Here is a 12,215-nt window from a genome sequence, read left to right as displayed (position 1 = left end):
ACGATAAGAATTTTATAAAATAATTAACTTATATAATTTTAATTTTACTTCTCAATATAAGCGTAATTAAATTTATATCTTCCCAAAGGCTCGTCAGTATAATTTTTAAGTTTCGGACTAACAACCAAAAAATCCGTTCTGTATATAAAAGGAATAATTGGAACTTCGTCAAATAATATAGCTTCGGCTTCTCTCAACGCTTCCATTCTCTTTTCGGCATCTATTGAAGTTCGAGCATATTCTATTAAATTGTCGTATCTTTCGTTTGAAAATCCGCCGTAATTAAAATCGCTATCGCTTGTCATTATTTGAAGCATTGTCAAAGGGTCGTTATAATCTCCCGTCCAACTTGCTCTAACCATTTGATAATTTCCAGCTTCTCTTAAAGGCAAACTTATCTTTGACTCAACCGTTCTTAATCTCAAATCAACATTTAAATTCTTTTTCCACATATCCTGCACGGCTTCCATTACCGTAGTATAAAATCCAGCTCCGACATTTAATTCTATAGTAGGAAAATTTTCTCCGTTTGGATATCCAGCTTCCGCCATTAATCTTTTTGCTTCTTCAATATTTTTTGCATAATTATTAATGTCTATATAATCTCCGCTCTCTTCTCTAAAAGATTTATTTAAACCTTTTACAACAGGAGGAACGAATCCGCCAGTCGCGATTAATTTTCCATGTCCGATATTTCTTGCTATATAATTTCTATCTATCGCAAGAGATAAAGCTTTTCTCACTCTTTTGTCGGATAAAGCTTTGTCTTTAGTATTAACATCGATATAATAACAGCCTATAATATCGCTTACCGCCATAAGTCCGTCTTTAATTAAATTTTCAATCTCGCCAATCGGCGGAGCGGTTATAGAAAAATCTACATCTCCCGTTCTAACGGAATTTAAAGCTATATATTCGTCAGCCATTAAAACGAAATTTATTCTTTTAGCGACTTGATTCTTATAATCCCAATAATTAGTATTTATTTCAAAAGCGATTAACTCGTCAGGTTTTCTTTCAACCATTTTATAAGCGCCGTTTCCAATATAAGTTTCTGCTTTCCAAGTCCAATCGTCTCCGTAGGTTTCTATAATATCTTCTCTAACGGGAACATATATTCCGCCTGAAGCGACTATATCTAAAAAATATAAAGTAGGAGCTTCCAACTCTATTATTAAAGTATTTTCGTCTGCAGCGATAACTCCTAAAGATTCAACCGATTTTAATCCTTTAGTTATATCTTTAGCGTTTTTTATATATTCCATTAAATAAGACATTGGCGATGCAGTTTCTGGATTAACCGCTCTTCTGAAAGAATATAAAAAATCTCCCGCGGTCACTTTTTTGCCATCGCTCCATTTTGCATTATCTCTTAAATGAAAAGTATAAACTAAATTGTCTTTACTTATCTCCCATTTATTTGCGACTCCTTCGATTATATTATTATTCGTGTCTTTATTTAGCAAACCTTCAAAAGCATGATTAATATATATAAAACCGTAAGAACTACTATTTAAAGTTGGGTCTATGGTTTTTAATTCATACTCCAAGTTTACCGTTATCTCATCTTTAATCTCTTTTTTGTTTTCTTTAATATTATTGCAAGACGAGAGCAACATCAACAATATCAAAGTTTTTGTAAAAAATTTGTAAGTCATAAAAAACTCCTTTGTCTAGGCTTCCTAAACCTGACATTAATTAAGATTTTATTTTTATAACCGTTTGAAATGTAGTTTAATCTTGTTTTGATTTAATAGAATTAATAAATAAAACAAGACCAACTTTAGAAAAGAATCTCATTTTATTTATTTTTATAATATGAGAGTGATTCCCTACGCTGGCATTACCCAAACAGGTTATAAGGGTCGAAATATTTTATTTCCTCTCAGCCTTTTAAAGCTCCCCTATTGATTAATATTGTAATATATTTTAATTTTTTGTCAACAGTTTATTAATAATAAATTTTATTTTTTATATTTATAAGGTATTGACATTTTTATTAAACATGCTATAATTCATTCATTAAAAATTAAAGTAGGAATTTTATATGTTTAGTTTGCCACTACACTACACTACACTACACTACACTACACTACACTACACTACACTACACTACACTACACTACACTAACGCCGCATTATAAATTTTTTCGGCGATTTTTTCATTGCAAAATTAAAGAATTATTTGAAACATTTAAACGCTTTCTTTGGCGTGAAAACTTATATATTACATTTTATTTTATAGCGGAGGTTTCATTATGATTAAACTTCCGAATAAAGAAATAAAAGAAATATATAATGAGAAATTTTATAATAATCAGTCAGATAGTAGTTATAAATCGGCTAAAATTATACTTCCAATTCTTTTTAATCATTATAAACCTAATTCTATTATAGATGTAGGTTGCGGTATTGGAACATGGTTAAAAGCTGCTAAAGAACTTGGAATTAATAAATTTTTTGGCATAGACGGAAATGAAATTGAAGAAGATTTTTTACTTGTGAGTAGAAAATATATTAAAATAGATAATTTAGAAACTCATAAAAATATTAATAATGAAAAATATGATTTAGCAATATCCGTAGAAGTTGCCGAACATTTGCATAATAATTGTTCTGTTCATTTTGTGGAAACTTTAACAAGTTATAGCGATGTAGTTTTATTTTCGGCGGCTATTCCTTATCAAGAAGGAGAGCATCATATAAATTGTAATCCTCCTCAATTTTGGGTTGATATTTTTAAAAAATATGGTTATGATTGTTATGATTTTAGAAACGATTTAATGAATATGTGGGAAAAAGTTTGTCCTTGGTATTCTCAAAATATACTTTTATTTGCAAAAGAAAAATATCGTAATACATTTATTAAGTTTAATTTAACGGAAAAGCCTATATTTTATTATCATCCTTATTTTGTAAACGATATTATTAATTCTTTAGTTAATAATAAAAATTACGAATTAGAAAAGTTAAAATTAAATTGTAATTGGTTTAATATCTTTGGAATATCAAATAATAGCGAATATTTAAGAATAACTTTATTTGGAATAAAAATAATTATAAAGATTAATGAAAAGAATATTAATAAGTTGGCTTGGTGGATACCGATTAGAAAGTGGAGAGATGAATTTAGAAATAAATTTAAAATATAATATAAATAGTTTTAAGTAATATTTATAAAAAATCTTATAAAATTTTTAAAAAATAAAACCCGCTCTATTAAAGCAGGTTTTAATTTGTTTATATAATTAATTTAATTTCTATAAGGCGAAATATCCCTTAATCTCGAAACTATTTTTTCTAAAGCGTCCGCAGTATAATTTATCTCTTCCATAGTGTTATCTAAAGAAAGAGAAAACCTTGTCGAACTATGAGCGTATTCAAAAGGAACTCCCATAGATTGCAAAACGGGCGAAGGCTCTAAAGTACCTGAAGAACATGCGCTTCCGCTCGAAGTGCATATTCCATAGCCGTCAAGCAATAATAAAACCGACTCTCCTTCAATATTTTTGAAACTTATATTTGTCGTATTGCTTACTCTATTCGCGTTTTTTCCGTTTATTTTTATATCGTTTATTCTTTTTGAAACTTCTTCTTCAAGTTTATCTCTCAATTTTGAAGTATGCTCGTTAAACTTTGGAAGTTCCGATTTTACCATAGAACATGCTTTTCCAAGTCCTACAATATAAGGAACATTTTCCGTCCCAGCTCTTCGTCCTCTTTCCTGATGTCCTCCCGTTTGCACGGTTCTTAATTTAGTGCCGTTTTTTATATATAACGCGCCTATTCCTTTTGGGGCATGTATTTTATGTCCCGCTATTGTAAGCATATCTATATAAGGCTCATTTTTCATGTTAAGAGGAAGTTTGCCAGCCGCTTGAACGGCGTCAACATGCAAAACCGCTCCCGCACTTTTTACTATCTCGCCAATTTCTTTAATCGGAAAAATAACTCCCGTCTCGTTATTGGCATACATTATCGAAACAATCGCCGTGTTTTCGTTTACGGATTTTTTTAATTCTTCCAAGTTTATATTGCCATCGTTATCGACATCTAAAAGAGTTATTCTATAGCCTAATCTTTCCAAAGATTTGCAAGTTTCAATAACAGCGGGATGCTCCACTTTTGTAGTTATAATATGGTTTTTAGTCGGATACGCTTCAATAGTTCCTCTTATAGCCATATTATCGCCCTCGCTTCCGCAAGAGACAAAACATATTTCAACCTTTTCGCATCCTAAAAAATCTGCTACTTGTTCTCTCGCTTTTTCCATCTCTTTATGAACTCCGCCCGCAACGCTATACATACTTGAAGGATTAAAATATTTTTCTTTAAAATATGGAAGCATTGCCTCCAAAACTTCTTCATATACTCTCGTTGTGGCGTTATTATCCATATATATTAATTTTTTATTTTCCATTTTATCTCTCCAAAATTAAAAAATTAAGCTTCCACAACTTCCAAATCTTTATTTACAATCTCTTTAATTTTAGGCTCGACAAAACCCTTTAAAGTATTTTTAGAAGCGAAACATGAAGAACAAGCGCCCTTAAAAGAAATTATAACTTTATTTCCGTCAACATCTACAAGTTTACAACTTCCGCCATCCATTTTAAGCATAGGATTAATAACGGTTTCTAAAGCCTCTTCGATTTTTTTCACTTTCTGAACAGTCGTAAGAGGAGCGTTTGCCGCAAGTCTTTCTCTTTCGGCAAGCTCTTCGTTTAATATGTCTTCCAATTTTACTTTACAAGCGCCGCATCCTCCGCCCGCTTTCGTATAAAAAGTTATCTCTTCTACAGTGTTTAAGTTATTTTCTCTTATCGCTCTTTTTATTTTTGTGTCGGTTACTCCGAAACATTTGCAAACTATAGCGCCTTCGTCATGCTCGTCATCTTCTGTTGTTATTCCTCGATAATTATTTATCGCTTTCTCCAAAGTTTCCATTCCCATTACCGAACAGTGCATTTTTTCTTCGGGTAATCCTCCCAATTCTTTGGCTATATCTCTATTTGTAATATTTTTAGCTTCTTCAAGAGTTTTGCCTTTTATCATTTCGGTAAGAATGCTGCTGCTCGCTATAGCCGATGCGCAACCGAAAGTTTGAAATTTTGCATCCGTTATTTTTTCAGTCGCTTTGTCTATCTTTAAAGTTAATTTTAAAGCGTCTCCGCAAACTATACTTCCTGTCATAGCTTCGGCGTCTGGATTTTCAATCTCTCCCACATTTCTGGGATTTATAAAATGGTCTTTAACCTTATCTGTGTATTCCCACATATTTACCTCCATAAAATTTTTTATTATAACTTATTATATTTTCCGCTAAACTAAATTAACAGAAAATATAATAATAATTTTGAAACAAATAATTATTTATTTATTTCGTCTAAAAGCTGCTGAATGCTTTCTTTACAACCGCCGCAACCCGTTCCCGCTTTGGTAATATCGCTAACCTCTTCAACAGTTTTTAATTTGTTAGAAATTATAGCGTCTCTAACTTCGTTTTCCGTTACTCCCATGCAAAAACATAATTTTTTGTCATCAGCCATCGTTTTTCTCCTATTTTTAATTTATTTTATAAAATAGAAAAATATGACATTAATATGAAATGCATTATTAACTATTTTATAACCTTTCATTGTTAGAAAATTATAACATTTTAAGAATAAATATCAAGTGTTATAAATTATAAAATAGTAATAATTATCATTTATCTAAAATAATTTTTTTCTTAATTTTGAATAAGTAAAATCTTAAAAATGAAAAAGATTTTAAGGAAAAATTATCTATTTAATAAAAAATAATAACAAGCGGCTTTATTTTGCTTACTTGCTAAAAACCGCTTGTTAACAAATTATTTAACTTCTAATTAAAGCGCTGGCAAATACCAAGTTATTCCCGTAGTGGCGTTAAAGTTTAAAACTTTTTCTGTTTCGTCCGCATTATCTCCCAATTCCGCTTCAAAATACCATTCTAAATTTTGGATTGGAGTAACGCTAATTTCTCCGTAAACATTCCAAGCTAAAGAATATGTATCTTTATCACCATTATTTAAAGCGCCTGCGATATCCAATCCCAAAGAAGGCTCTAAATAAAGCGATACTATATCCGAACCTGCGCTTAATCCTAAAGCTGGCATTAAAGTTAGTTTCCAAGCGTTTTTATCAAAATCATTTCGTCCAGCTGTGTATTGTCCTGCTTCCAAAACCGCCTGACTGAAACTACCTTCTGATTTAAGATTTTCAATAATATCAAAATTAAGATAGTCTGTTGGAAGATGTTTATTTAAACTAGTATCGTAAACGATTTTAATGAAAGGCTCGAGTTCAACATCTTCAACAATAGCGCCAAAATAAAGTCTGAAGTCGAACCCCAAAGTTTCGTATTTAGTTTCGGCACTGCCATTTTTCATAGAAAAGTATGCATAGTTAAAGTATAATCTCACTTGCGTTAATATATCGTTTCCCGTGTAATATCTGAATTCTGAATTAAGTTTTGTTGCAGTTAAATTTTGTTTAATACCTGCAGATGTTTTATCGTTTATAGAAACCACTTGAATAGGAATAGCCATTCTAAAAGCGTTATCCAAAGCGTTCAAAACTAAAACGGGAGTATGTCCTGTAGCCACAACGGTTTTAGGATTTGCGCTTCCGTTATATTTTGAAAATTTTTCTCCAAAACTTAAAGTATAACCTAAACCAACGCTTATTAAAGAAGAAGTATAACCTATTCCTATAGAAGTATGAGGAACGAAATCATACCAATTAGGATTTGAATTTTGAGAAACTAAAGCTCCTAAAGTTCCTCCCGCTCCATTATCAAAACCGAAAGTTCCTTTAATAGTATCGTTTCCTAAAACAAAACCTAAAGTTTCAAGTCTCGCTCTAAATTGATTGCCGTCCGTTAAGAAGTCAATCCAATCCGTATCTACTCCATACATAGCAAATACTTGAGCGCTTGCTATAGTCAATATTGCTATAGCCGTTAAAAAATATTTTTTTATTGTATTCATTATTGTTATCCTTCGCCAAAAATCTGCCCGACTTTTTATATTTTATTAAGGCATGATTTTAGCATTTTAATTTTATTATTTTATTTTTCAAACCATTTTGATATCAAAACAATAATTTATTTCTTCATTAAACATTAAACCTTTATTTTATTTAATCTCTATTTCATTAATCGCCTCCTTGTAAAATTAAATTTTTATTTGCAATTAAGTTTGTAAATTATGCTTAATTGTTAGTATATTCTAACATAAATTAAAATAAATTGCAAGCGTTTATATAAAGAAATTATATATAAGATTTAATACGAAATTAAAAGAATGCAAATTTCTTTTTGAATTTTATAAATAACCAAATTAATTTATTATTTTACCACAATATTAACAAGCCTACTTTTAACATAAACGACTTTAATAATATTCTTTCCTTCTATAAACGGTTTTACTTTCTCGCTTTCAAGCGCCGATTTTTTAGCGTCTTCTTCCGAAATATTAATATCCGCTTCGATTCTGTCTCTGATTTTTCCGTTTACTTGAAAAACAAGCTCAAAAGTTTCGTCCTTGCAATATTCTTCATTATGATTAATCCAAGTTTCGTTTAAAATAGTATTTCCAAATTTTAAGAGTTCAAAAAGCTCTTCCGTTATATGCGGAGCTATCGGATTAAGTAAAATTAAATATCCTTTTATGATTTCTCTAAACATTGAATATTCTTCTTCAGAGTTTACTTTTAACGCGCTCATATCGTTTAGAAGTTCCATTAACGAAGCTATAGCCGTATTAAAATGAAATCTGTCTTTTATATCAATCGTCACTTTTTTTATTGTTTTATGATATTTTCTATACAAACTTTTAGCCTCTTTTGAAAGATTATTATAATCGAAAGTTTTTTTATTTTCGTCTTTATATTTAATAAACAAATTCCAAATTCTATTCAAAAATCTCGCCGAACCTTTAACTCCGTCATCGCTCCATTCTTTATCTTTTTCAGGTGGCGAAACAAACATAACGAAAATTCTAACGGCATCCGCTCCGAATAATTCTATAATTTCTGCAGGGTCGACTCCGTTCGCTTTCGACTTTGACATTTTCTCCATTTTTATTATTATATCGTCTTTATTTATTCCGTCTTTCTCATACTCTTTATTATTTATTTCTTCTTGAGTGTAGAATTTTTTTAATTTTTTCGATTCATAACTATTTGATAAAACCATTCCTTGAGTTAATAATCTCTTAAAAGGTTCGTCTTCTTTAACAAGCCCGATATCTCGCATAAATTTAAACCAAAATCTTGAATATAATAAATGCATGCATGCATGTTCAATTCCTCCAATATATTGGTCTATCGGAATCCAAGCGTTTGCAATATCGGAATTGAAAGGCGCTTTATCGTTATGAGCGTCAGTATATCTTGCATAATACCAAGAACTGCAAGTAAAAGTATCCATAGTGTCGGTTTCTCTTTTTGCTTTTCCTCCGCATTTCGGACAAGTTGTATTGACAAACGAATCGGATTTTTTAAGAGGATTTTCTCCAACGGTAAATTCTATATCCATAGGAAGAGTTATAGGCAAATCGGATTCTTTAACGGGAACTATTCCGCATTTTTTACAATGAACGAAAGGCAAAGGATTTCCCCAATATCTCTGTCTTGAGATTAACCAATCTCTTAATTTATATTGCACTTGTTCTTTTCCAAAACCTTTTTCTGACGCGTATTCTATAGCTTTTTTAATCGCTTCTTTTGTATACAATCCGTTTAATATATCGGAGTTTACAACTTTTCCGTCTTCAATATACGCTTCTGTCATATTTTCCGCATTAATAGAATTATCTTCGTTTTGAATAACGACTTTTATCGGTATATTATATTTTTTTGCAAATTCAAAGTCTCTCTGGTCATGAGCTGGAACGGACATAACAGCTCCGCTTCCGTATTCGGCTAAAACGAAATTTGCCGCGTATAAAGGCGCTTTTTCATTATTAAAAGGATTTATAACAAATCTTCCCGTAAAAACGCCTTCTTTTTCGTAATCGGCTTTTTGGTCTATTTTTGCAGATTTTTTAATAAACTCTTCAACCGCTTTTTTATTTTCTTCGGCGCATATATCTAAAAGTCCTTCATAATTCCAAGCGATTGCCATATAAGTGACGCCGTAAATCGTGTCTGGTCTTGTAGTAAATATTGGAAAATCTTTGCCATCATCCAATTTAAAATTGATATTCGCTCCAACGCTTTTGCCTATCCAATTTTTTTGCATCGCTATAACATTGTCGGGCCAATTTCCTTCAAGTAATTTTAAATCCGCATCCAATTGTTCGGCATAATCGGTAACTTTTATATACCATTGTTCTAATTTCTTTTTTGTAATTTCATTATCGCATCTCCAACAAGTTCCTTCGGGTGAAACCTGTTCGTTTGCTAAAACCGTATTACAATGTTCGCAATAATTAACTTCGCCGCCTTTTCTATAAAGAAGTCCTTTTTCAAACATTTTTAATATAAACCATTGTCCCCATTTATAATAATCGGGTAAACAAGTAGTAACCTCTCTATCCCAATCGTAAGAATAGCCAAGAAGATTTAATTGATTTCGCATATTTTCTATATTTTTTAAAGTCCATTCTGCAGGATGAGTTTTATTGTCTATAGCCGCATTTTCTGCAGGCATACCGAAAGCGTCCCAACCCATAGGATGCAAAATATCGTAGCCTAAAAGTTTATAGTATCGCGCTATAGAGTCGGCTATTGTATAATTTGAAACATGTCCCATATGCATTTTACCCGAAGGATAAGGAAACATTTCTAAAACATAATATTTTTTATTATTAGGTTTTGAGACTGTTTTGAAAGAGCCATTTTCTTTCCAATATTTTTGCCATTTTTTTTCAATAGTAGTAAAATTATATTCCATAAAAACTCCGTAATTCGATACTATAATATTTTTTTAGATAATAAATTATATTTTAATTTTTGATATTTTTCAAATTTTTATTTGTATTTTTTGATTATATTTTTAATCAATTTATTAAGCGGGAACTTTTTTAAATTATATTCGTCTAATATATTATAAATAAAACAAAAGGAGATTAAAAATGATAAGAAAATTTTTAACTACAATTATTTTAAGTATGTTAGTCGTATCGAGCGTATTCGCTCAAAATTCAATTCTCTCTTGGGGAGGAGGTTCTTATGGAAGAGCATATTATAATCAAGTCTCTTACGGAAGAGGTTATTATGGAAGAGGATATTGCGGAGTCGCTTACGGTTATCGAGGATTAGGCGGAATAAACTTGAGCGAAGAACAACTAAACGAAGTTAATAAAATTTTAACTCCCAAACAAAAAGAACTTCTAAATTATTATCAACAATACGGATATTACGGAAAAGGATATTTTAGAGATGTTAATGGCATTCGCGGTTTGGGAAGAATAAATTTAAGCGAAGAACAATTAAATAAGATTAACAATATTTTGACTTCAGAACAAAGAGAGCAATTAAATTATTGTAGACTATACAGATAAACTAACAAAAATACTTAAAATAAAAATTTAATTCAAAGAGACAGTGAGTTTGCTGTCTCTTTTTAATTTTAAATTACTATTAAAATAATATTTTTAATTTATATAATGGTTTTATTTTATAAGATTATGCATTTAGTTAAATAAATTATTATTTATAGCATTCAAAAGAGACGCAGTGATTTATTTATTATTAATGAAATTAAATTTATAAAATTAACTTCAATTAATTTGTATTGTTTGACTATCTCCGACTTTGTCAAGGAATTCGTCCTTACAATAACAAATAAAAAATTTATATCGCATTTACAATAACGAAAAAAGTAAAAATTATAAATTAAAATTTTAATAAACTTATAGAATTTATAATTTATAATTTTATAAATCTCAATTAATTAAACAAAAAAATCAAAAATATTTATAATTTTTTATATATAAGCATTGAGGTATTTTTTATGAAAGTAATTTATAGTTTTATGATTGGTTTAATACTATTCAATTTTTATGCTTGCACTAAACAGCAAATTGAAGAACCTTTAACAGAAAACGCCAAATTGGAAATAACCTATTTGGACGAAAAAAACAATCCAACAGAAAAGAGAACGGACAATATTTTAATGAAACTTAAAGACGATGAAAGCGGTTTTATAATGGTTTCAAGAAAAACGGGCGAAAACGAATACACGGATTATTTAATTGATAACATAAACAATTCGACAATATCCATGTATTATACAAACAAATCAAATTTCCCGTATAAAATAGTAGTCATTCAAGAAGGAGTTTCAATGGTTGGCTATACTTCAGAGTATAGGGAAGATACGAAAGATTTTGATATAGTCTGGGAAATGTTAAACGGTTCGACTACAGAATATGAAACTTTTGCAAATATATCGGCAACAAATTTGTTTAATCATGCCAAAACTTCTGGAGTTGATGAGAATACCGATTACCAAATAATGACTTTAAAGGTAAGCGTTAGAATAGCGGATGCGATTAATAAATATGTGGACGATAACTTTGAAGACAATCCTATAACAAGGGGATTTTGGAGCAAATTTTGTAATTTTTGGAAGAAAGTTTTTAAGCCGATAGTTAGAGTTGTGACGATTATAGTAGCCGTATTTGTTCCGCCTGTAGCTGCAATAATAACGACAGTTGTAAAAGTTGCGGACGCCATAATTAATACTATAGATAATGCGATTAATAAAACGGAAGAGGCTGTAAAAGTCTCGTCTGGACCTAAAAAATTATATATATTGAAAAATAATAATGGAGATTATAAAAATGCAAGTAATCAATATACTAATACAGAAAGTATATATTTAAAAAGTTCTGGAGCTACAACGAATATAATATTTAAAGTTACAGATGCCAAACTAGGAGGATTGAAAGGTTACGCTTCTGTTTCTAACGAAAGTATTAACGCTACTGATTATTATGAATTTAAAGATACTAAAGGCAAGAGCTATTCCATAAATTCTGAAAAACAATTATTATCTTTAACAGACGCTGATATTGGTAATTTATTTAATTTAGTGGCAAAAAGAAAAGTAAATAAGATGGGCTATATCGTATTTATAGATATTAAATTACAAGATAATATATTTGTAAACGACAAAGCTGGCATTAAAGATTTCAGACTAATATTACAGCAAGATGAAAATTAAATAATATTTTGGAGGTA

9 protein-coding genes and 1 riboswitch are annotated in these 12,215 nt (G+C 30.0%); of the genes, 3 read left to right on the top strand and 6 right to left on the bottom strand.

Annotation, left to right across the window (positions count from 1 at the left end; all coding sequences use genetic code 11):
* Window positions 1-44: 44 nt before the first annotated feature.
* On the bottom strand, window positions 45-1,658 hold the full coding sequence (locus EPJ79_RS04320) for a peptide ABC transporter substrate-binding protein (RefSeq protein ID WP_147738575.1): 1,614 nt from the start codon (window positions 1,656-1,658) through the stop codon (window positions 45-47).
* A 154-nt stretch (window positions 1,659-1,812) separates the two neighbouring features.
* A riboswitch (TPP riboswitch) is annotated at window positions 1,813-1,916 on the bottom strand.
* 342 nt (window positions 1,917-2,258) lie between these two features.
* On the opposite strand from EPJ79_RS04320, the gene EPJ79_RS04315 reads away from it, so the two are divergent.
* Complete coding sequence (locus EPJ79_RS04315) at window positions 2,259-3,152, top strand: methyltransferase domain-containing protein (RefSeq protein WP_147738574.1); 894 nt, start codon at window positions 2,259-2,261, stop codon at window positions 3,150-3,152.
* A gap of 101 nt (window positions 3,153-3,253) precedes the next feature.
* Here the strand turns inward: EPJ79_RS04315 and nifS are convergent, their stop codons facing one another.
* The 5 genes from nifS to leuS form a co-directional block, all read right to left on the bottom strand.
* Window positions 3,254-4,420, bottom strand: coding sequence for a cysteine desulfurase NifS (gene nifS, locus EPJ79_RS04310; RefSeq protein WP_147738573.1), 1,167 nt, complete (start codon window positions 4,418-4,420; stop codon window positions 3,254-3,256).
* Window positions 4,421-4,443: 23 nt separating this feature from the next.
* Window positions 4,444-5,277, bottom strand: coding sequence for a Fe-S cluster assembly protein NifU (gene nifU / locus EPJ79_RS04305; protein WP_147738572.1), 834 nt, complete (start codon window positions 5,275-5,277; stop codon window positions 4,444-4,446).
* A gap of 92 nt (window positions 5,278-5,369) precedes the next feature.
* Window positions 5,370-5,549, bottom strand: coding sequence for a (2Fe-2S)-binding protein (locus EPJ79_RS04300; RefSeq protein ID WP_021958376.1), 180 nt, complete (start codon window positions 5,547-5,549; stop codon window positions 5,370-5,372).
* Window positions 5,550-5,869: 320 nt separating this feature from the next.
* Entirely contained in the window at window positions 5,870-7,012 is a 1,143-nt protein-coding gene (locus EPJ79_RS04295) for a cell surface protein (protein ID WP_147738571.1), read from the bottom strand.
* A gap of 359 nt (window positions 7,013-7,371) precedes the next feature.
* A complete protein-coding gene (leuS, locus tag EPJ79_RS04290) occupies window positions 7,372-9,921 on the bottom strand; it encodes a leucine--tRNA ligase (RefSeq protein WP_147738570.1) in 2,550 nt (849 codons plus the stop codon).
* Between the two features lie 181 nt (window positions 9,922-10,102).
* Between leuS and EPJ79_RS04285 the strand changes: the two genes are divergently transcribed.
* Both EPJ79_RS04285 and EPJ79_RS04280 read left to right on the top strand, forming a co-directional pair.
* The gene (locus tag EPJ79_RS04285; protein WP_147738569.1) at window positions 10,103-10,531 is read left to right on the top strand and encodes a hypothetical protein; all 429 of its coding nucleotides are present in this window, start codon (window positions 10,103-10,105) and stop codon (window positions 10,529-10,531) included.
* 452 nt (window positions 10,532-10,983) lie between these two features.
* Entirely contained in the window at window positions 10,984-12,198 is a 1,215-nt protein-coding gene (locus EPJ79_RS04280; protein WP_147738568.1) for a hypothetical protein, read from the top strand.
* Window positions 12,199-12,215: the final 17 nt, after the last annotated feature.

The sequence above is a fragment of the Brachyspira aalborgi genome, from assembly GCF_008016455.1.
Classification (GTDB): Bacteria; Spirochaetota; Brachyspiria; order Brachyspirales; family Brachyspiraceae; genus Brachyspira; species Brachyspira aalborgi.
Note: the sequence above shows the minus strand (reverse complement) of the source record. Positions and strands in the feature narration are given on the sequence as shown.

Coding starts and splice junctions, on each gene's coding strand:
- EPJ79_RS04320 (WP_147738575.1), bottom strand. CDS start 1,658: ATGACTTACAAATTTTTTACAAAAACTTTGATATTGTTGATGTTGCTC.
- EPJ79_RS04285 (WP_147738569.1), top strand. CDS start 10,103: ATGATAAGAAAATTTTTAACTACAATTATTTTAAGTATGTTAGTCGTA.
- EPJ79_RS04315 (WP_147738574.1), top strand. CDS start 2,259: ATGATTAAACTTCCGAATAAAGAAATAAAAGAAATATATAATGAGAAA.
- nifU (WP_147738572.1), bottom strand. CDS start 5,277: ATGTGGGAATACACAGATAAGGTTAAAGACCATTTTATAAATCCCAGA.
- EPJ79_RS04280 (WP_147738568.1), top strand. CDS start 10,984: ATGAAAGTAATTTATAGTTTTATGATTGGTTTAATACTATTCAATTTT.
- EPJ79_RS04300 (WP_021958376.1), bottom strand. CDS start 5,549: ATGGCTGATGACAAAAAATTATGTTTTTGCATGGGAGTAACGGAAAAC.
- EPJ79_RS04295 (WP_147738571.1), bottom strand. CDS start 7,012: ATGAATACAATAAAAAAATATTTTTTAACGGCTATAGCAATATTGACT.
- nifS (WP_147738573.1), bottom strand. CDS start 4,420: ATGGAAAATAAAAAATTAATATATATGGATAATAACGCCACAACGAGA.
- leuS (WP_147738570.1), bottom strand. CDS start 9,921: ATGGAATATAATTTTACTACTATTGAAAAAAAATGGCAAAAATATTGG.